General features: G+C 58.6%; 15 protein-coding genes and 2 pseudogenes. 11 read left to right on the plus strand and 6 right to left on the minus strand.

Features of this window, described 5'->3' with window-relative positions; genetic code table 11:
- The first annotated feature begins 720 nt into the window (after positions 1-720).
- From DCO45_RS17990 to DCO45_RS18005, 4 genes are read left to right on the plus strand one after another with little or no spacing between them, the layout of a single operon-like run.
- Positions 721-1737 carry a CsgG/HfaB family protein gene (locus DCO45_RS17990; RefSeq protein WP_207788096.1) on the plus strand — a complete coding sequence of 339 codons (1017 nt, stop codon included), beginning with the start codon at positions 721-723 and terminating at the stop codon, positions 1735-1737.
- Positions 1734-2078, plus strand: a complete 345-nt coding sequence (locus DCO45_RS17995) for a hypothetical protein (protein ID WP_165841224.1) — start codon at positions 1734-1736, stop codon at positions 2076-2078. Before DCO45_RS17990 ends, DCO45_RS17995 begins: the two co-directional genes overlap by 4 nt.
- A 12-nt stretch (positions 2079-2090) precedes the next feature.
- Complete coding sequence (locus DCO45_RS18000) at positions 2091-2525, plus strand: DUF4810 domain-containing protein (RefSeq protein ID WP_116927116.1); 435 nt, start codon at positions 2091-2093, stop codon at positions 2523-2525.
- Positions 2522-3172, plus strand: coding sequence for a GNA1162 family protein (locus tag DCO45_RS18005; protein ID WP_116927117.1), 651 nt, complete (start codon positions 2522-2524; stop codon positions 3170-3172). Before DCO45_RS18000 ends, DCO45_RS18005 begins: the two co-directional genes overlap by 4 nt.
- 274 nt (positions 3173-3446) lie before the next feature.
- On the opposite strand, the gene DCO45_RS18010 is transcribed toward DCO45_RS18005, so the two are convergent.
- Entirely contained in the window at positions 3447-4370 is a 924-nt protein-coding gene (locus DCO45_RS18010) for a hypothetical protein (RefSeq protein ID WP_133248196.1), read from the minus strand.
- Positions 4371-4634: 264 nt separating this feature from the next.
- The gene (locus DCO45_RS18015; RefSeq protein WP_116927119.1) at positions 4635-5153 is read right to left on the minus strand and encodes a MarR family transcriptional regulator; all 519 of its coding nucleotides are present in this window, start codon (positions 5151-5153) and stop codon (positions 4635-4637) included.
- Between the two features lie 81 nt (positions 5154-5234).
- Here DCO45_RS18015 and DCO45_RS18020 point away from each other — a divergent pair, with 81 nt between their 5' ends.
- From DCO45_RS18020 to aliA, 4 genes are read left to right on the plus strand one after another with little or no spacing between them, the layout of a single operon-like run.
- A complete protein-coding gene (locus DCO45_RS18020; protein ID WP_116927216.1) occupies positions 5235-5999 on the plus strand; it encodes a glucose 1-dehydrogenase in 765 nt (254 codons plus the stop codon).
- Between the two features lie 29 nt (positions 6000-6028).
- Positions 6029-6811: a 2-ketocyclohexanecarboxyl-CoA hydrolase gene (badI, locus tag DCO45_RS18025; protein WP_116927120.1), complete on the plus strand. Its 783-nt coding sequence runs from the start codon at positions 6029-6031 to the stop codon at positions 6809-6811.
- Between the two features lie 24 nt (positions 6812-6835).
- Complete coding sequence (aliB, locus tag DCO45_RS18030; protein WP_116927121.1) at positions 6836-7987, plus strand: cyclohexanecarboxyl-CoA dehydrogenase; 1152 nt, start codon at positions 6836-6838, stop codon at positions 7985-7987.
- Between the two features lie 60 nt (positions 7988-8047).
- On the plus strand, positions 8048-9682 hold the full coding sequence (gene aliA, locus DCO45_RS18035; protein ID WP_116927122.1) for a cyclohexanecarboxylate-CoA ligase: 1635 nt from the start codon (positions 8048-8050) through the stop codon (positions 9680-9682).
- Here aliA and DCO45_RS18040 read toward each other — a convergent pair.
- The 3 genes from DCO45_RS18040 to DCO45_RS22760 form a co-directional block, all read right to left on the minus strand.
- Positions 9679-10176, minus strand: a complete 498-nt coding sequence (locus tag DCO45_RS18040; protein WP_116927123.1) for a YetF domain-containing protein — start codon at positions 10174-10176, stop codon at positions 9679-9681. The two genes, aliA and DCO45_RS18040, sit on opposite strands and share 4 nt — an antisense overlap.
- A 250-nt stretch (positions 10177-10426) precedes the next feature.
- The gene (locus DCO45_RS18045; protein WP_232539418.1) at positions 10427-11692 is read right to left on the minus strand and encodes a glutamate carboxypeptidase; all 1266 of its coding nucleotides are present in this window, start codon (positions 11690-11692) and stop codon (positions 10427-10429) included.
- 515 nt (positions 11693-12207) lie between these two features.
- Positions 12208-12465, minus strand: coding sequence for a hypothetical protein (locus tag DCO45_RS22760; RefSeq protein WP_133248197.1), 258 nt, complete (start codon positions 12463-12465; stop codon positions 12208-12210).
- A 761-nt stretch (positions 12466-13226) separates the two neighbouring features.
- Here DCO45_RS22760 and DCO45_RS18055 point away from each other — a divergent pair.
- Together DCO45_RS18055 and DCO45_RS23395 are read left to right on the plus strand one after the other, a co-directional pair.
- Positions 13227-13493, plus strand: a pseudogene (locus DCO45_RS18055) (integrase core domain-containing protein); the annotation flags it as partial.
- Positions 13494-14213: 720 nt separating this feature from the next.
- Positions 14214-14468, plus strand: coding sequence for a mechanosensitive ion channel domain-containing protein (locus DCO45_RS23395; RefSeq protein WP_347707648.1), 255 nt, complete (start codon positions 14214-14216; stop codon positions 14466-14468).
- Positions 14469-15689: 1221 nt separating this feature from the next.
- Here DCO45_RS23395 and DCO45_RS18065 read toward each other — a convergent pair.
- Entirely contained in the window at positions 15690-17831 is a 2142-nt protein-coding gene (locus tag DCO45_RS18065) for an IPTL-CTERM sorting domain-containing protein (protein WP_165841226.1), read from the minus strand.
- A 1253-nt stretch (positions 17832-19084) separates the two neighbouring features.
- Here DCO45_RS18065 and DCO45_RS18070 point away from each other — a divergent pair.
- Positions 19085-19957 (plus strand): annotated as a pseudogene (locus DCO45_RS18070) (IS3 family transposase); the annotation flags it as partial.
- Positions 19958-20319 lie beyond the last annotated feature (362 nt).

Genomic DNA, 20319 nt, shown 5'->3' on the forward strand with positions numbered 1-20319 from the left:
TGCGGGTAGAAGCTTGGCTGCAAAACCGCGCATAAGCGGGCAAATCGGCTGTGAGCTAACTGGCCAGTCTGAATTCAGCGGTTTTGCAGAGGATCCCTAGAGAGCGTCGCTCCTCAATTTGTTTTTGTGAATAAATAACAATATAGAAGCATGGAGATAAGCAAGGCAGATCGTTTATGGGACTCTGATCAGATCGTGAAAATGGCGACTTCCATCTAGGCGATTACTGAAGAAGCGATGGAATGGAAACATTCGGTTGCACAAGTAATGTATTGGTATGCATCGTGGTTTGTGAACCATTGAATATGGAACACTTTGCCGCTGCTGTTCCATGACAGTGTTGCGTGTGAGGAACGATAAGACTTGGATGTCGAGGTTCAATTCTTAAAATTTGTTAACTACGCCTTTCTTGATGCGCTGTATTTCTATGATGCATGGCGAAGACGGGAGTCTTAGACGCGCATGTCGCAGATAGTGTCAGGACAGGGCTTCCAGCCCATGCTGACCAATCAAGATTTCACCAATCTGCATGAGTCCACGGCAAAGCAACAGTGCTGGGCGGATCAGGTCAAGCTGCAGTTACTATTTGTTACAAAAGCAATGAAGACTAACGCGCACGGTTTGCGTCAGTCCAGCGCTTTTTAGCCGGTAAGACGAACGTCCCACATTGATTCACTAGGACATGTGAAATTGTCCGGTTGCTGAGGCTAGAGCTAAGTTATGGGATTGAACGCAAAAGGAAAAGCAATGCAATTTGCATTAAAAGCGGGTAGTACAAGTGCGCTGGTGGCAGCATTGCTGACCATCGGAGGTTGCGCGACGCAACAAGCACCGGTAGAGACAAAGCAGGCTCCACCATCGCAAGCCGAGCAAAAAACAGCGCAGGCCAACACGCTCGCTCAGGCGACGGCCACCCCAACGCTCAAGCGCAAGGTGGCCTTGGGCCGTTTGTCCAACGAAACGGCCTATGGCCAGTCCCTGCTGCGCGACAAGGATGGTGATCCGTTGGGCAAGCAGGTGACGGATCTGTTCAGCAAGGCGTTGACGGAATCGGGTGCGTATCTGGTGTTCGAGCGCCCAGACATCAGCAAGGTGCAGGCAGAAAGCCAACTGGCCCAGCAAAAGCTCGACTTGATCGGCGTTGATGCCCTCATCGTCGGCTCGCTCTCGGAGTTTGGCCGAAAGACGGTGGGGAGTTCGGGCTTTGCGTCAGCTTCGAAAAAGCAGGTCGCATTTGCCAAGATAGATATCCGTTTGGTGGATACGCGCACGGGCCATGTATTTTTTGCCACATCTGGTGCGGGTGAAGCATCCAACGAGGTGTCGTCCACTTTTGGCTTTGGCTCGCGGGCCGGCTATGACGGCACGCTCAATGATGCTGCCATCCGTCAGGCTGTGTCCGAAGCGGTGAGCAAGCTCTCCACTGAAATGAATCGCCGCCCCTGGTCGACCGCGATTCTCAAAGTGGAAGGCGGCCGCATCTACATCAGTGGTGGCAAGAGCCAGGGGCTGCAACCGGGCATGACGCTGGCGGTGCAGACGGCTGGCGAGCAGATCAAGTCGCCGCAGACTGGTGCCATCATCACCTTGCCAGGTCAGAAGATTGCACAGCTGCGCGTGGATGCGCTGTTTGGTGACAACGAACTCAACGAAGGTGCCGTCACCAGTGTGGTGTCGGGCGATCTGGGCAAGCACCCAGCCAATTCGCTGGTCGTGTTGCATGAGGGAGGAAAGTGAAAATGATGTTCAAGGGATTGCGTGGAGCCACGCTGGTGCTAGGTGCACTGATTGCAGGCGCAAGCCTCACCGCCTGTGTTCAGATGCCCACCGAAAAACAGGGTGTGGTGTCCCTCAAGCCACAGATCACTTTCCGTCTGGCCCATGAAAGCTTGGGCAATGCAGCCGTGGTGCTGGACGGTCTGCAGGTCGGAACGGCAGGTCAGTTCCAGGCAGGGCAAGCGGCCCTGCAAGTGGAGCCCGGAACGCATCAGCTCGTGGTGCAAGGCAGCGGCAACACTTTCATCAACGAGAAGTTCTACGTTGGTGACGGTGTGACCAAGACGTTCGACATTCGCTAAAAGTCAGTACACATGAAGTTTTTCGACAAGCATGTTCAAGGGCTGCGATCCGCTGCCCGGTATGCGGCTGCGGGAGCGGCGCTCGCGTTGATGACGGGTTGCGCAACCAATCAGAATCTGTACGAGTGGGGTGGCTACGATGCCGCGCTCTACAGCACCTACAAGAGCCCAGAAACGGTGGTAGAGCTGCAAACCAAGCTGGAAACCCATATTGCTGCGATGACACAGGCCAATCAAAAGGTGGCCCCAGGTCTGTACGCTGAGCTGGGATCGCTCTACCTGCAGGCGGGCAAGACCGATGAGGCCATCGCGCAGTACAACAAGGAGCGCGAACTCTGGCCGGAAAGCCGCACGCTCATGGATTCAATGATCAAGACGCTGGAGAGCCGCGCCAAAGCGACCCCGGCAACCAGCGAGAAGAAGACGAACGGAGAGGTCACATCATGAAGGGTTTCATCTCTCGTATCTCCACTTTGCTGCTGCTCGCAACCAGCGCTTTATTGGTAGGCTGCCAAACCACGGCTCCCAAACGCGATCTGGCCGCCTATGAAGCCGCCAATCCGCGCTCGATTGTCGTCGTGCCGATCGTCAACAAGTCGCTGGATGTGGATGCACCCAACTATGTGCTGAGCGCATTGCCCGTGCCGATTGCGGAAAAAGGCTACTACGTCTTCCCGGTGAACACGACCAAGATGGTGCTGGAGCAGGAAGGCTTTTACGAGCCCGAGCGCGTGCATGAGCAACCGCCCGAGACCATCGCCAAGATGTTTGGGGCCGATGCGGTGCTGTTCGTGACCATCAACCAGTGGGATGCCCAATACATCATTCTGTCGACGACAGTGACGGTGGATTTCGAGTACCGGCTTGTCAGCAAGACGGGCGAAGAGCTCTGGAAAAATACGCAGCGCATGCAGTATTCGCCGAACAATTCCAATGGTGGCTTGATCGGGATGTTGGTCAGCGCAGCGATTGCCCGCGCTGCGCCCAACTACATGCCGCTGACAATACAGGCCAATAGCATGGCCCTGCGGACCGGGCAAAACGCGCTGCTTGATGGCCCTTATCTGAAAGAGAAGCTGCCGCAGCAAAAGTAAGAAAGCGCGTCAAGCACCTTCGGTGCGCATGCTTTGGAAGGCTCGGTGGTACCGAGCCTTTTTGTATTGCTCGTTATCTCCAGGCTGCAGCACCCCCCTGGCTTGGACGGCGCATCGGAGTCTCCACCATGTACTCCTTTTCGGTGCCCGGAGTGGCAGCTCTTCCACCCAATCGCGGTAGCCAGAAAAAAGGAGAGCTTGCGCTCTCCTGAATTCTTCCATCTCAGTGTGCACCGGTTAAAGGGTGGGCGCTGACGGGCAATGGCGCTTGAGGCTAGGACGAGCGCGGAGCCAGTGCCTTGCCGTCTTGCGACATCGTGCGCAGATGGCGTTCCACACGCAGGAAGACCACGATCATCATCAAGAACACGAATGACCACAGCAGCACCGTAAATACCAGCAGATTGCTGGGTTCGATCAGGCGCTCCAGCCAGCCAGATTTTTCCGTCTGCATATCGCTTTCACCCGCCTTGGCGCTGAACACAATGCCATAGTTGAGCAGCAGATTGGTCACCACCATCGACGTGGTTTGCTTGCTGATTCCCTTTTGTACTTGTGGGTCGGCCAGCAGGGCTTTGAGCGCCTGCGGTGCGCCCAGTGAGAACGAGCGGCCTGCCTCATAGCCATAGCTGCTGATAATGCTGCGTGTCTGCTGCAGCAGCACCTCGCCAATGCTGGTGGGCTGGGGTTTCCAGCCGTCGCTGTCGGCCGCATCCGAGGCCGCTGCAGTGGCCGCCGCCGCGTCTACCGCGTCCATCTCCTGGCTGGCGCGTTCTTTGGCCTGCATGGTTTCCACCAACGCGGGCAGTGCCTGCACGGGCGCCAGGCCTGGCTCGTCGTTATCACGCTCCAGCTTTTTACGCTGCGCAGGGTCGCGCTCGATCGCGGCGCGCAATACCGCATCTACCTCGGCAAAGGCCGCTACTACCGCAGGGTCGGCGGCCAGTTTGGCATCGCTCAGGGTCTGGTTGGTATCGTCATAGCCAAAGTCTGAATAGGTAATCTTCTTGAGTTCTTCTTCGCTGATTTTGAGCGCAGCCCAGTCACGGTTTTGGTGGGTTTCTTCGATGGCTCCAGGGGTGGGTTTGTGCGCAGCGCCCCAACTCCACAGCGCAAAGTTGAACAAGGTGAACAACACCAGCACCACCATCACCAGCCGCATCAGGTAGAGCAGCGCACTTTCTAGTTTTCCGAGCATATATTCCATCCCTCATGGATTTTGACAACCCACGAGTGTGGCATGTGGCTATGGCGAGATGGCAGTTATTGCTCGTTGCGATGGTTACTGATTGTTTGATTCTTGATGACGCTGACAGAGCTTTATGGACTCGATTATCGAGAGGACGTCGCCGTCAGCGGTGCCGAATATTGAAAATTTGGCTAGTGCCATGCAGTCGAGCTGTTTTGTACGGCATAGGCGGCCTTGATGTTTGAAGCTGCGCGGGTTCGGGCATTTTGGCGCTCAACTCTCCTCCTTGCCCGCATTCTGCTGCGCATCGATCGCCTTCATGTTGTCCAGCAGCTTGAGCAGGTAGTGCAGGGTGTGAACCATGTCATTGCTCGAGAACCCCTCGAGCGCCTGCTCGTAATAGCGGCCAATCGACTCGGCTGCATCGTGCTGCCACACCTGCTGCCCGGCTGGCGTCAATTGCACCAGACGGGAGCGTTTGTCTGCCGGGTCGGGCACGCTGTGCACATAGCCGGCGGCCTCCATGCGTGACAGCAGGCCGGTGAGGTTCTGGCGGCTCACCAACAGGTAGCGGGCCAGGTCGCCCATGCCCATGCCCTGCTCTGATTCGGGCCGCGACAGCGCGCCCATCACCGCCCACTGTTGTGTGGTCAGGCCCTGGGCTTCAACGGCCTTGGTCCCAGTTTTATGCAACATGTTGGCGCATTGGTAGAGCTTGAAATACAGACGATTGGCCAGGTCGGTGCGCAGTTGCTGCGGGTTTTCTCTAGGGTCTTTGGCGAGTTTGCTCATGATTCCGATATTGCCATGGCATGGCATTTGTGTAAATATATTGTCTAATTAAACGATGCAATGCAAAAGAAAGGTGGGATCATGGCACGTTTTGATGGGCAACATGTTGTAGTAACCGGTGGGGGTGGCGGCATTGGTGGGGCTACCTGCAAACGCTTTGCCGCTGAAGGCGCCCGGGTGACCGTGCTCGACAAGCAGCTGGGCGCCGCACAGGCGGTGGCCGATGCGATTGCAGCGGCGGGCGGCTTGGCGCAGGCGCTGGCCTGTGATATCACCGACCGGGCGAGTGTCGATGCGGCAGTGCAGCAGGCCGAGCAATGGGCTGCGATTGATGTGCTCGTCAACAACGCGGGCTGGGATGTGTTCAAGCCCTTCACCAAGACCCATGAGGGCGAATGGCAGCAGCTCATTGCCATCAACCTGGTGGGTGCCCTGCACATGCACCACGCGGTGCTGCCGCACATGGCAGAGCGCAAGGCGGGGCGCATCGTCAACATCGCGTCTGACGCGGCGCGCGTGGGCTCCTCAGGCGAGGCGGTGTATGCCGCCTGCAAGGGCGGGCTGGTGGCGCTGTCCAAAACCCTGGCACGCGAGCATGCCCGCCACAACATCACCGTGAACGTGGTTTGCCCCGGCCCCACCGATACCGCCTTGTTTGCCAGCTACAAGGAGGGCGCGGGCAACCCCGACAGGCTGCTCGAGGCCTTTACCCGTGCGATCCCGCTGGGCCGCATCGGCCAGCCCGAGGACCTGCCCGGCGCAATCCTGTTCTTTGCCTCGGGCGACGCCGCCTATGTGACCGGCCAGGTCATCAGCGTATCGGGCGGCTTGACGATGGCCGGCTGAAGGCCCCCCCAATAAATAAGGAGACTGGTATGGAATTTGAAGACATCCTCTACGACGTGCGCAACCATGTGGCCTGGATCACCATCAACCGGCCCGAGAAGATGAACGCCTTTCGCGGCACCACCTGCGACGAGCTGATCCGCGCGCTGAACAAGGCGGGCTATGACAAAAGCGTGGGTTGCATCGTGCTGGCCGGCGCGGGCGACAAGGCTTTTTGTACCGGCGGCGACCAGTCGGCGCACGATGGCAACTACGATGGCCGTGGCACCATCGGCCTGCCGATGGAAGAGCTGCACGACGCCATCCGCAATGTGCCCAAGCCGGTGATTGCCCGCGTGCAGGGCTATGCGATTGGCGGCGGCAATGTGCTGTGCACCATCTGTGATCTGACGATCTGCTCGGACAAGGCCATCTTTGGCCAGGTAGGCCCCAAGATGGGCTCGGTCGACCCGGGCTATGGCACGGCATTCCTGGCGCGCGTGGTGGGCGAGAAAAAGGCCCGCGAGATCTGGTACCTGAACAAGTGCTACTCCGGCGAAGAGGCGGTCGCCATGGGGCTGGCCAATATCTGCGTGGCGCCAGAGCAGCTCGATGCCACCGTGCAGGAATGGGCCGAGACTATCTGCGAGCGCAGCCCCACCGCGATTGCGATTGCCAAGCGCAGCTTCAACATGGACACCGCGCACCAGGCGGGCATTGCCGGCATGGGCATGTACGCGCTCAAGCTGTATTACGACACCGACGAGTCGCGCGAAGGCGTGGCTGCACTCAAGGAAAAGCGCAAGCCCGATTTCCGCAAACACGCCAAGTAACGCAGCCTGCCGCGAGAGGTGTCCATGAATCCGTACTTGAACGATGACTTGATGAGCCTGGCTGCATCGGTGCGCCGGTTTGCCGATGCGCGCGTGGCGCCGGGCTTTTTGGAGCGCGACCGGACCCGCGTGCTGGACCGTGCGCTGATGCGTGAGATGGGCGCCATGGGCCTGATCGCCCCTGAGCTGCCCGAGCAGTTGGGCGGGCAGGGCCTGGGTTGCCTGGCCGCTGGCGTGGTGCATGAGGAGCTGGCGCGCGCCGATCTGAGCATGTCCTATGTGCCGCTGCTGGCCTCGCTCAATGCGCAGATTCTGGCCGCCCACGGCCAGCCGGAGGTGGCGGAGCGCTGGTTGCAAAAAATGGTGGCGGGCGAGGCGCTGTGTGCCATTGCGCTGACCGAGCCGCGCGGTGGCTCGGACGCGGCCAACCTGCGCCTGCGCGTAGAGCGCGATGCACAAGGCTATGTGATCAACGGCGAGAAGACCTCGATCTCTGCCGCAGACCAGTGCGATATCGCCGTGGTGTTTGGCCGCACCGGCACGGTGGAATCGGGCGCGCATGGCGTGACGGCGTTGCTGGTGCCGATGGACTTGCCTGGCATCACGCGCAGCCGCTTGGATTGCCATGGCCAGCGCGCCATTGGCAGGGGCTCGCTGTTTTTTGACCATGTGCGTGTGCCGCTCTCGCATCGCCTGGGTGAGGAGAACCAGGGCTTTGTGCAGGTGATGCAGGGCTTTGACTATTCACGCGCGCTGATCGGCTTGCAGGTTCTGGCCGTGGCGCGTGCGGCGCTCGACGATGCCTGGCAGTACGTCACCCAGCGCCAGGCCTTTGGCAAGCCCTTGTCGGCGTTCCAGGGCGTGTCGCACCCTTTGGCGGATTTGGATACGCAGGTCAGCGCCGCACGCCTTTTGTGCCTGCAGGCGCTGTGGCTCAAGGACCAGCGCAAGCCCCACAGCGCCGAAGCGGCGATGTGCAAATGGTGGGCCCCCAAGCTGGCCTATGACTGCATCCACCAGTGCCTCTTGATGTTGGGACATGGCGGCTATGACCGGGGCGTGATGGAGCAGCGCCTGCGCGATGTGCTGGGCTTTCAGATTGGTGACGGCACCGCCCAGGTCATGAAGACCATCATTGCCCGCGACCGGGCGGGCAGGCAGGCCGTGCCGGCATAGCCGTGATTTGCTCCCAAGCGCGGCCCACCAGCGCGGAGCCCCAACCCACAGGAGACAAGCATGCAATTTGATGCCGTATTGCTGGCGCCGCGCCGTGCGCAGATGCGCAGCCAGGGCTGGTGGCGCGACACTACCATCAACGATGCGCTGGACCAGGCGGCGCAGCACTGGCCCGACCGGCTGGCACTGGTGGCGCAGCGCACGGGCGAGGACACTGCGCAGTCCTTCAACTATGCGCAGTTGGCGCGCATGGCCGACCGCGTGGCCATCGGTTTGTGGCGACTGGGTGTGCGGCCTGCCGATGTGGTGGCCTGCCAGTTGCCCAATGTCTGGCAGTTCACGGTGCTGTACCTGGCATGCGCACGCATCGGCGCGGTGCTCAACCCCCTGATGCCCATTTTTCGGGAGCGCGAGTTGCTCTTCATGCTGGGCCACGGGGAGGCCAAGCTGGTCGTGGTGCTGAAGGACTTTCGCAATGTCGATTACGAGGCGATGCTCAAAGGCATTCAGCCACAGTTGCCGCAGCTCCAGCATGTGGTCGCCATCGGTGGTGCCGGTGTAGACAGTTTTGAGGCGCTGCTGACCCAGCCCGCCTGGGAGCGCGATGCCGATGCCGCGCAGGTCCTGAGCTCACACCGGGTCCCGCCCGATGCCATCACCCAGCTCATCTACACCAGCGGCACCACGGGTGAGCCCAAGGGCGTGATGCACTCCTCCAATACCTTGAGGGCCAACATCAACGCCTATGCCGAGCGCCTGGCGCTGGGGCGTGACGATGTGGTGCTGATGGCGTCGCCCATGGCGCACCAGACCGGCTTTATGTACGGGCTGATGATGCCGGTGATGCTGGGCGCCACGGCGGTGCTGCTGGATGTGTGGAACGCCGCCACGGCGGCGCAACTGATACGGCAATGGCACTGTACGTTCACGATGGCGTCGACGCCGTTTCTGGCCGATCTGTCACGCGAAGTGGCTGCCAGTGGGGCGGTGCCCAGCCTGCGCACTTTTTTGTGTGCCGGCGCGCCCATCCCCGGCCCCTTGGTGGAGCAGGCGCAAACGGCCTTGGGCGCGCAGATCATCTCGGCCTGGGGCATGTCGGAGAACGGCGCTGTTACCACCACCTTGCCCGGCGATGGCGCGCAGCGCGCGGTGGAGACCGACGGTCTGCCCTTGCCCGGCGCCGAGGTCAAGGTGCTGGACGACCTGGGCCAGGAGCGCCCGCGCGGCGAGATTGGCCAGTTGTGGGTACGGGCCAACTCCAACTTTGGTGGCTATCTGAAACGCCCGCATCTCAATGCCACCACCGATGACGGCTGGTTCGATACCGGCGACCAGGCGCGCATGGATGCGCAAGGCTATATCCGTATCACCGGCCGCAGCAAGGATGTGATCATCCGAGGTGGCGAGAACATTCCGGTGGTGGAGGTGGAGTCTCTGCTCTACAAGCACCCGGCCGTGGCGCAGGCCGCGGTGGTGGCTTATGCGGACGAGCGCCTGGGTGAGCGGGCTTGCGCGGTGATCGTGCTCAAGCCCGGCGCAGCCGAGCCGGCGCTGGCCGATGTGACCGCGTTCTTGCGGACGCAGAAGCTGGCGCCGCACTACCTGCCCGAACGCCTGGTGGTGCTCGCAGACATGCCGGCCACGCCATCGGGCAAGATCCAGAAGTTCAAGCTGCGCGAGCAGCTCAAGGCCTAGACCGCGTCCGACGCGCCCGAGGAGCTGTCGCGGTTGCGCAGCACAATCGTTATCTGCCCGTTGGTCTCAATGGTCGCCTGCTCCACCTCGTAGGTGTGCAGGCAGCCTGCGCCGCGCAGCGCCGCTTTCAGGTCATCACTGGTGAGGAGTTCGGCATCCATCACCTGGCGGTTGACCTGGCCGTTGGATATCAATCGCTTGGGAATGCCATCGACCCAGCGCGACACCCGCCTGCTGCGGTAGCTCAGCTGCGCCACGATGGAGTGGCAGGCGATCAAAGTCGTGGCTGAGATCAGCCCGCCGATCAGCGAGTTGTCGCCTGCATTCATCGAGTTCTGCACGGCGTTGGACAGGATCAGCAGCAGGATGAGATCGAAGGGGTCGTATTGCCCAATCTGGCGCCGGCCGGTCAGCCGCAGAAACACCAGCAGGAATGCGTAGACGACAAAGCCGCGAACGACAAATTCCCACCAAGGAACACTCATAGAGAACATGGCATGACTCCTCAAGCTGGGGGCGGGCAGCGCCTGCATGAACCCTCGGGCTGCCCACTGACCCGGCCATCATAGTCCGCAGTGGCCGCCGGGCGCGATACTGCCGCGTACGCTGGCAGGCCCCGGCATCGTCGTCTTTTTTCGCCAGTTCCGCTGACGCATCAGTGCCGCGCGTGCATGGGGCGGGCCCCATAAATAAAAAGGCGCCAGTGTTGGCTGGCGCCTGCACAGGGGAGGTGGGCTGGGTGGATTACATGCCCTGTCCCAGATCGGAGATCAGCTGTGCCGACAGGTAGAGGCGCCGCGCGATGGGCTCGGTCAGCACATACTCGGCCAGGTTGGAGTGGTAGTTGGCGCCGGGCAGACCCAGACCCTCAATGACTGGCTTGCCCGACAGCGCGGCATAGGCAGCGTCCGAGCCGCCACCGCCGCGCGTGGTGTACATCTGCGATTTACCGCCCACATCGGCATAGATGGTGATCGCCTTCTGGATCAGCTTGACGCCCTCGTCGTTGGCGTTGAAGGCGGGGCGGCCCCGGGTCAGGTTGATGTCGATGGTGGCGCCGTGCACATGGGGCGTCGATGCGGCTTTGTCGAGCATGCCCTTCATCAGGTCCAGATCCTCATTCTTGCCATAGCGCACGTCGGCATTGACCACGGCCTTGTCCGGGATGATGTTGGTGGCGCTGCCGCCAGCGGTCATCGTGGTCCAGTTAAAGCCGCGTTCCTTGGATTTGTCCTGGATGTCCTGCGTGCGCAGCACCAGGGCCGAGGCCTCGGTCAGCGCATTGATGCCCGCCTCCGGTGCCACACCTGCGTGCGATGCCTTGCCATGCACCACCGCCTGTACATAGGCAATGCCGGAGGTCGCAGTGCCAAAGCCTTCTTCCAGGCCGGAAGGCTCGTAGGACAGCACATAGTCGTGCGAGGCGGCCAGCTTCTGGATCAGGTCGCGCGAACCGAAGGAGCCCTTTTCCTCATCGGTGTTGAACATCACCGTGATGGTCTTGAACTTGCTGAAATTCTGCGCCTTGAGCAGGCCCAGGCTGTGCAAGATGACGGCGATGCCGCCCTTGGCATCGGCAATGCCGGCGCCATAGGCCTTGTCGCCTTCGACCTTGAAAGGCGCCGTAGCCAGGATACCGCTCGCATACACGGTATCCATGTGGGCCATCAGCAGCAGGCTCTTGGTGCCGCTGCCCTGGAAAGTGCCGACAATGTTGTCGCCCACCACACCCGCCTCTGCCTTATGGCGCACCACATTGGCGCCGAGTGCCTGTAGGCGGGCTTCGAGGTAGTTGCCCATCTGCGGAATGCCAACGGGGTCATTGGTACCTGTCTCGATGTTGACCAGCTCCTGCAGTGTTTGGAGGACGGCCGCCTTCTCGGCCTGCGAAGCCTGGTCCAGCGTGGCGTTGTAGCGCAGCGAGGAGGCGCTGCTGTCGGAGCAGCCCGATACGCTCAAAGAAAGGGCCGCAGCAGCGGCGATGGCCAGCAAGGTTTTTTTCATGTTCATTTTGGGTGAGGGAGGAGACCGCGGAAAGGGTCACGGGATTGTCATGCGACGGATGCAAGGATAAGAACGGCACCCCGTCAACGCGGTCACGGCTGAGACAAGCGCTGTGGCCATTGCCCCTGTCATCGCGTTGGCCCATTCCGGGCTGCTACGGCGCGATGCCGGCGCTGACGACGCGGATGCAGCGATATGGCCATACCCATGGTCCTGCGTGACCACGGCCAAGCAATGGGTTTCGTTGTCTCCATCGTTGATCGTGTAGCCGTCCGCGGCTGCGGCACGACCTTCCCCTGGGACCGAATCAGAGCGCTCAGGTCGACGCAAAGAGGACACTCCTTGCCTGCGTTTGTGCAGCCATCGCCCTAGGGTGTCGCCCCAGGGAGAGGCTGGCGAATGCCGCCTAGGCTTCCCGTTCTGGTGCGTGCAGTAGATTGCGCCCCGTATGGCGATTAAGCCATCCCGCACAGCCCGCACATGGCCTGCACCGCTGCTGCACCAGACACAGCCATGCGGACTTACTGGCGGTCGCGGCGTTCGCCATGTTGGCCTTCACGAAGCTGCGGGTGGGCGCTTGACTGCGCTTGCTGGTGCATCTGTTGCTGGCGCATTTGCGCTGCTTGTGCATGCTGTTGGGCTCTTATTTGTTGTTGCATCTGTTCATATTGGGCGCGTTGCTGCGCCATCAGTTGTTGGCGTGATTGCTGCTGCTCGGCCCGTTGCTGCGCCATCTGCTGTTGGCGCATCTGGTCTTGCTGTGCGCGCTGCTGTGCCATTTGCTGCTGGCGCGCTTGCGCTTGCTGTGTGTGCTGTGCTTCCAGGGGTTGGCCGTGTGCTGGCGGCTGTGCCATCGGTTGTGGCATGGTCAACCCGCCGGGCCGTTGATGGGCAGGTGCCGGGGTTGTCTGGGCATGGGAGTCTGGAAGCGGCTGCATGGGTGCCACGGCACGGGGGCGGACCATAGGCTGCACGCCCGGGCTGATTGGCATCTTAGCCGGGTCGATGGTCTGGCGTTGGCTGAGTGCGTAGCCGCCTGCCGCTGCTACGCCGGCTGCCAGCGCGGCCCCGTGGCCGTCCGGGAGCTCGCCAGTGGTCATTGCAGGTCGGGCTGACTCTGCCACTGGAGCCGTGTTGACTACATGCACATGGGTGCTGTTGTGGATGTTTTCCACAACGGTGCGGGAGTTGGATATGTAGGTCTGGTCGTTGTAGACAACGGCTGGACGAGCCAGAGGTGGGGGTGGGCGCTTATCCCTGATCCACTAGCCAGACTGACCCGGCTCTCCCCAATGCAAATGCAATGCGTCTTCCTTTTAACTTTACGTTGTCTGCGCTGGAGGAAGGCAGCCTCGAAGAGGACGATGACCTCCACGATCTCTGGGTCCGGCTGACGTCACGGATGCAGGGGTGGGTGATTCTCCGAGGCTTGCCTACATGTGATGTTTCAATAGCTTGTTCAGCTGGACAAGTCTGGCAAACTAGTGTGACCACGCTTCAGCAACTCCGAGGAATTCTGCCGGATGAGCAGCCTTAAGAATTCGCGCGTATCTGCCAAGCCATGGGTATCAAATACACCCTCAAACGGCCCTATGGCCCGCAAACCAATGACAAGGCCGAGCGTTTCATCCAGACGTGCCTGCGTGAATGGACTTACGGGTGCATATGGGAGAACAGCCAAGAGCGCACTGCGTGGTTCCCCGCCTTCTTGTCTCACTACATCGCCCGAAAACCGCACTCAGCCTTCGGCCGCAAGCCTCCAGCCTCCCGACGTGGATTGAACAACCTATTACAGATCAACAGCTAGTTTGCGCGCTGTACTTCGGTACCTCACCATGCAACTTCGTGGCTATCGCGGGTTGATGGCTCGCTGGCTTGAACTCCAATGTCGGCACTTGGGCGTGTTCGCTGGCTATAAATTGTGTCCTGCAGTCGGTTAGCCTTGCGAGATGCATGCGCGCTACCCTTGTAGCCACTTCCCCACTCGTTTCCCCCCCGCCACGCCTTTCAGGGGTGGAGGGTGGGGGGTACCGGATGCAGGAGGTATGAGTGCGCTGCGATCGTGGGAGCTAGGAGGAGGAGATAGTGGCTGGATTGCACTGTATGCGACCTGTGTGCTCGCTCCGGCTTCACTTATGTATGTTCAGCATTTCTTTAAGTTCAGGGCATGGTAGCTATGACTATCTTCGTGTCAATAGCTGTTATGCAAGGTACACTTCATGTATCGAACACTGAGTTGATTTGTATGAGTGCTTACTTAGAGTTATTCGGTACCGCTTTATCTCCCAGATCTCCTGTTGGTGCACTGCTAATTGGTGCTTTGATTCTGGGATTGATACTTGTCGTCGTCTTGTTGATACGTAGAAGTGTCCGACACGTAGCACTACACCTATCAGACACTACGGCATTGCAATTTGTGAGCGAGTTTGCACAGCTATTAACTTGCGTCTTTGGGTTTGTTCTCTACGCGCACTTAATACCGGAGTTGAGAGCTTTGGGTACAGCGCTACTTGCAGGAGTAAGCGTTGTGTCTGTAGTTGTCGGGATGGCAGCTCAGAGTACGCTGGGCAACGTAATTGCTGGCTTTTCATTGGTGCTATATAGACAAATTCGTGTTGGGGATACTATTCAAATTAATTCCCCTCTTGGGGTAGTGACCGCTAAGGTTGAAGTCATCTCTCTAGGGTTTACGCAGTTGATTAATGCTGACGGGCATGAATTAATTGTGCCCAACAGCGTAATGATGGGTAATTCTATTATAAGATTGAGCCGCGGTCTCTGATCATTAGTATTTGTTTGTTAGCTCCCTCCCTGTAGGCTATTTATGATTTATCGGCACCCGAGGAGGTCTAGGCGATTTTTTTTGGATGCGTAGACTTTGGAAGTGCCGCCTAGGTCTTTCGTGCTGCGCTGTGGTAACTCTGCATGCAACCTCGTAACAAGTGCAGTTTGATAGCTCTCTGGCTTGACTTTCGACTCCGCACTGGGCATGTTCACAAGTTACGTACCGTGTACTGCAGCCGTTTAGCCTTCCGGGGTGCAGGAGGTTCGAGTGCGCTACCAGGGTTAGTCATGGCGCACTTGTTATGCTAAGGTGAATCTGCGTCTCCCTTGGATGGGGCTGTCTGGCTCAGCGCTCTGTGATTCACTTGCACCATGATGCTAGCCTGGGGGATGGACGCTTGTTTCCGTCATTCAATGATCGAGACGGTCGGAGACAGACAGCTGCCAGTAATGCTTTGGCTGCTTTCGGGCTTGAGCCAACTATTTTGCAACTCATGCATGCGCTTCGTAAGGGGAGCGCTTCCATCGACGCAGGAAGCAATAGCCATAACAATACACAACATGCCAGCAGCAACCACCGAGAAACCGATACTTGGCACTACTGCCCAGCTTCTCGATCCTTGCTCATGCACGGCGGTTGATTTCGTGCACCAATAAATGATGGTTGTTATAGTGAGCAGGGCCGGACAGCCTATGTTCTTCATGGAGGAGGGCAAGCATGCACTCATGGGTCATCGCCCGTATTTCCTGGATCATAAGCATGGACGATAGGTCTTGCGCTACGAGGTTGTGGTTGTTTCTGACTATTTTTTCGAGCTTGGGCACTTTGATGCCATGTTTCGAATCTTCTATATGGACTCCAGAAAAAAGAGCATAATTTTATACAGCCTTCGGAGAGTCAAGCTCTAAGAATTGCTGCCCTAATTTAATCGAACCTGAAATTTCCCATGCTACACATCTTGAGCAAATGATGCTGGTAGTCATGGCGACCTGCATCTACCGTGTGAATTCCATCCCTCCTAATTAAAGGCTTCATTTGGAGGGCCAATAGATCGTGCAGCGACGTATCAGTTTGTGGATCTTCCAGCATACTGAGCATCATGGGAGGTGCCGTAATAAAACGCGATAAGGGAATGCTTAGGCTTGCACCCGAAAATAGAAAAAGCCTCCCCTGCGCCACTACGGCACTGGTGAGGCTTATTGTTTATTAACTAACCTGTTAGGCGCGGCGACGGAAGCCCACCAAGCCCAGCATCGCAGCCAACATGGCCAGTGACCAGGTTCCCAGCGTCGGCACAGGGGTTGCAGCAGGCAGCGCAGTGACAGTGATGGACTGAGTCACAGGCTCAGCCACCGTGAAATAGTCGTTGCCTTCCTGGTTGGCTTCAATGGTGCAGGTACCGGTTGTCAGCACGCGCACAGAGCTTCCAGCCACTGTGCATACGGTAGGCGTCAGACTGGTGTAGCTCACCGCCAGGCCAGAGCTAGCCGTTGCAGCAGGTTCCAGCGTAAAGCTGTTGCCCGTCACCACGCTGTGGGCAGACTGGGACGGGAAGGTGATGGTCTGCGCGCTTTGCACAGTCACGCTCTGAGTCACCTGCGCGGCAGCGTTGAAAGCCACTATGCCCACAGTGCCCCCCGGCTGGTCGGCAGCGATGGTGCACAGACCACCAGCCAGTGGCGTCACCGTGGTACCTGATACGGTGCAGATGGATGGGGTTAGGCTTGTGTAGCTCACCGCCAGGGTTGAGCTGGCCGTCGCTGCCGGGTCAATGCTGAACGCCCCATCGGCCACATTGCGCTGCAAGGTCTGTGCTGGGAAGGTGATGCTTTGGTCCGGTGGCGCGTCGATCTGCATGCTTTGGCGCACCGCAGGTGCGGGGTCGACGTCGTAGGTCAGACCACCTATCGTTTGGGTACCCGCTGCGGCGTTGGCCTCGATCGTGCACAGCCCGGTCACTGCCGGTGTGACCAATGTAGCAGCGCCTGTGGTGGAGTCCACCGTGCACACGGAGGGGGTCACGCTGCTGTAAGTCACTGGCAAATTGGCACTGCTGGTGGTTGGCGGCGTCGGGTTCCAGGAAACCGAAGCGCCATTCATCGCCGAATAGGTACCAGGCTCAGGTGCCAGAAAGTTGATGACCTGCTTAGTAGGATCGAGCTCGGCCAGACGTGCAATTCCACGGCGCGCCATGCCGGCAACGCTGGTGAACTTCCCGCCCAGATAGACGGTTCCATCATTGTTGGGCAGCACGGCCCATACCCAGCTATTGGCGCTAAAGGAAGTATCGAACTCGGTATCTAACGAGCCATCCGCATTGAAGCGCGCAATACGCTGGCGCGGAGCGTCGGTCAGGACAGCACCATTGACAGGGTTGGTCACACCGGCCCGGCCATAATCGCCACCGACCACAATCTTCTGCTCGCCACCCACGTTCTGCAGGGCCACCGATGAGGCCCACCAGTTCACATAGGACTGGAAGCTGCTATCCACCGTGCCATCGGTATTCAAGCGCGCAATGCGCCAGTGTATTTCATCGGCATAGCGATGCGTGCCGCCAGCATATACGATCTTGCCGTCATCCTGCAACGCCAGCTGATATACGGGCCAGGAGCCGTCCCAAGCGCCATTGCGCCCTGCAATGGCCTGACCAGCGTCAAAGCTGGTATCCACGGAACCATCGGTATTCAGGCGCGCCACGCTCATACGATTGACGCCATTGACTTGCGAGAAAGTTCCCGAGATCAGAATCTTGCCGTCTGCCTGCAGCTTGACATCTTCAATGCCATTGTTCGGGCCGGTGCCGACGTTGAAGCTGGCATCGAGCGTGCCGTCCGCATTCAGACGGGCCACCCGGTTGGCGACCGTGCCATCGACACGGTTGAAATAACCACCAATAATGATCTTACCATCTGGCTGCAGCGCAATGCCACGCACATTGCCATTGGCCTTGACCGAGCCGGCTGGTGCATTCTGGAAGGCCGCATCCAAAGTGCCATCGGCATTGAGGCGCGCAATGCCCCAGAAGGTGGTGAAGCTGGCAGCGCCTTTGGGCTTGACTGACGTGAATTCGCCGCCAATCAGCAGCTTGCCGTCTGGCTGCACCGCAATGGCCTTGACGAAGTCATTGGTCGCCACCTTGAAGCCGGTATCAAGCGAATCGTCGGTATTGAAACGTGCCACGCCCTGGTAGCCAGCTTGGCCTTCCACGGTGTTGAACAAGCCACCAATAACCACCCGACCACTGCCGTCCTTGACCATCACCATGGTCTCCAGATTGGTGCCTCCTCCAGAAGCGAACGTATCTGGAGCGTATACCGCCCCATAGGCCATGCCGAGCGCGCCAGCGAGAGCGGTCACTACAATACTTTTGAGTAGTGTTTTAATTGAGGCTGAATGATTAAAGTTAGTAGGCATGTCGTTGTTCCATTTGGCATTAGCAGTAAAACTCAGTTGAAATTTTGTCTATGTTTGCTATTTTGCTTTTTTGTTTTTCTTGATATTCATTTGCTTTTTGTTATTGTCTCAAGATTAAATAAATTCTTGATGAAAATGGCTGTTGTGATAGAAAAAATAACATGCAAATCTCTGCATCAAGAAGTGGGCTGCTCACCACTGACATGCCTGCTTTGACCACTTCTACCGCCAGTTTTAAGTCGCAAATGTGGATTTTGATTCGCTCAGGTTATTCACAGGCGTACTTATCCTTCCACCCCCTTAATTGATCGCGTGCAAACCGTAGATTGGCTCAGGCAAACATCGTCTGCACCTTGTTGTCGTTCTTCGACATGCCACAGCCAAGCACCTTGTTGAATCCGGCGTGCTAAAGCAGGCGGATGAGGGGCATGGGTTGATTTCCAACACAGAAGTGATCCACCAACTTGATAGGGTCAGATTACGTGGTAATCAACAGTGTCCGGCTGGTGCAGCACCCACATCCGCGTGCGTCGGCAGTTACCCAATAGGACGCTGATCAGGCGGGTGTCACCCATCTCCGAGTTTCAATTTTTTCGCTTTAACGCGTTCGCAGATGCCGGCCGCTTGCGCCTAGCTTCGGCATGCGAGGTGGTACCTAGGCATATTTCTCAGGTACTTGGACTATGGGGGTAGCGGCTAGGTCTTTCGAGCTGCGCATCGGTAACTCCTCGTGCAACCTCGGCGCTAGCGTGGTTTCATAGATCTTTGGCGCTGGCCTACACACCCGGAAGATATTGCGCCGTTTGGACTGGTCGCACCGCCTGGTCCCGCAGGGTTCGACGGCGGCTCGTCCTTTCAGAAAAGAGCCGAATGCTAAATCTTGTGATTGCTGCCAACCCTGATGCTCCGCTGCATCGCGTACCATCATCCATACGTAGGGTTTCTGAAGAGCATGCTCAGAAGTCGTTGCGATTTGATCTGTTTGTAGACTAGGTAGATGGGGCCCAGTAGCAGCATCCATAGCCATGTGGCTTCCCCGAATTCTTCAATTTGTCCGCTGGCTGGGTTACGAAATCGCATGATGTGGGCTGCCGCTGGTTTCAAAGACACTTTGTCAAGGTGGAAGATGAAACCTGAGGTGGTTTATGGGAGCGAGAAGGCAGTTCAGCTGAGAGTCCAAGCTTGAAGCAGTCAAGCTGGTTAAGGAGCGAGGCGTGGCGGTGGCGCAGGCAGCACGCGACCTTGATGTGCACGAGAACGTGATGCGCAAGTGGATACGCGATGCGACGGTCGACCCGCAGCATGCATTCCCCGGGCAAGGGATCATGAGGCCCAGCAGCCAACGCAGTCCGGCCGGTGAGGTGCTCGGCAGCCAGGTGCGCCAAAGCTTTCTGGGCAGCGACCGCATCTATGTCGCGCGGCGCGTGTGGCATGACGTGCTGGCACTGGGTCAACAATGCGGATTGCATCGCATTGAACGGCTCATGCGAGAACAGCCCCTGCGCGCGAAGCCACAACGTCGAGGCTTGCCGCAGGACCGAGACCAACGCAGCGCCATCGCCGACAACGTGTTGGACCGTCAGTTCCAGGCCGATGCACCCAACCAGAAATGGGTGGCCGACTTCACCTACATCTGGACGGCCGAGGGCTGGCTATATGCCGCTGCGGCGCTGGACCTGTACTCGCGTCGCATCGTTGGCTGGTCGATGCAGGACAGCATGACCTCGCAACTCGTGGCCGATGCGTTGATGATGGCCGTGTGGCGCCAGGGCAAGCCGGTGGCGTTGCTGCATCACTCGGACTAGGGCAGCCAATACACCAGCGAGCACTTCCAGGAATTGCTCAAGGAGCAAGGCATTACCTGCAGCATGAGCCGCGCGGGCGAGGTCTGGGGCAACTCGGCAATGGAAAGCTTCTTCAGTTCATTGAAGACCGAGCGCACGGCCAAGAAAGTGTATCGCTCCAGGGAGCAGGCTCGTGCTGACGTGTCCGACTACATCGAGCGGTTCTACAACCCGACGCGTCGTCATTCCACGCTCGGCTATGTCAGTCCGATAGAGTTCGAGAAAGCTCAAGAAGCTGAGGTCAGTGTCCATGATTCCGGCAGCAGCCCAATTTGCTGTAGTCTCTACTCGGTGCGTTTTCTATTCCACGAACGATGGAAGAGAGCATGGCGAGCTCGTTTTCGGTTGGGGGGCCACTGTTTATGGTTAAGGTCATCCCTGCGTCTGCGAAGACTTCGTTAGTGCTTGATATTCTTGCGCCTCTAGTTTGTCCATCTACATCTCCAAATTTGCCGCGGCGCGGCTAGCTCATTGCGTATTCTGATAGAGATTGCGTGCTTCATGGGCGAGCTTTGTCACCGCAATGCAAGCGACTGCCAATCTGAGGTAGGTAGGGCGATAGGTAGCATTTGACCGATTGCGGCTCA

Origin of the sequence: Comamonas sp. JNW, assembly GCF_003105075.1 — a bacterium.
Taxonomy (GTDB): domain Bacteria; phylum Pseudomonadota; class Gammaproteobacteria; order Burkholderiales; family Burkholderiaceae_C; genus Comamonas; species Comamonas squillarum.

Coding starts and splice junctions, on each gene's coding strand:
- aliB (WP_116927121.1), top strand. CDS start 6,836: ATGAATCCGTACTTGAACGATGACTTGATGAGCCTGGCTGCATCGGTG.
- DCO45_RS18010 (WP_133248196.1), bottom strand. CDS start 4,370: ATGCTCGGAAAACTAGAAAGTGCGCTGCTCTACCTGATGCGGCTGGTG.
- DCO45_RS18045 (WP_232539418.1), bottom strand. CDS start 11,692: ATGAACATGAAAAAAACCTTGCTGGCCATCGCCGCTGCTGCGGCCCTT.
- aliA (WP_116927122.1), top strand. CDS start 8,048: ATGCAATTTGATGCCGTATTGCTGGCGCCGCGCCGTGCGCAGATGCGC.
- DCO45_RS17990 (WP_207788096.1), top strand. CDS start 721: ATGGGATTGAACGCAAAAGGAAAAGCAATGCAATTTGCATTAAAAGCG.
- DCO45_RS18005 (WP_116927117.1), top strand. CDS start 2,522: ATGAAGGGTTTCATCTCTCGTATCTCCACTTTGCTGCTGCTCGCAACC.
- DCO45_RS18040 (WP_116927123.1), bottom strand. CDS start 10,176: ATGTTCTCTATGAGTGTTCCTTGGTGGGAATTTGTCGTTCGCGGCTTT.
- DCO45_RS22760 (WP_133248197.1), bottom strand. CDS start 12,465: ATGGCACAGCAGCGCGCACAGCAAGACCAGATGCGCCAACAGCAGATG.
- badI (WP_116927120.1), top strand. CDS start 6,029: ATGGAATTTGAAGACATCCTCTACGACGTGCGCAACCATGTGGCCTGG.
- DCO45_RS18000 (WP_116927116.1), top strand. CDS start 2,091: ATGAAGTTTTTCGACAAGCATGTTCAAGGGCTGCGATCCGCTGCCCGG.
- DCO45_RS18015 (WP_116927119.1), bottom strand. CDS start 5,153: ATGAGCAAACTCGCCAAAGACCCTAGAGAAAACCCGCAGCAACTGCGC.
- DCO45_RS18020 (WP_116927216.1), top strand. CDS start 5,235: ATGGCACGTTTTGATGGGCAACATGTTGTAGTAACCGGTGGGGGTGGC.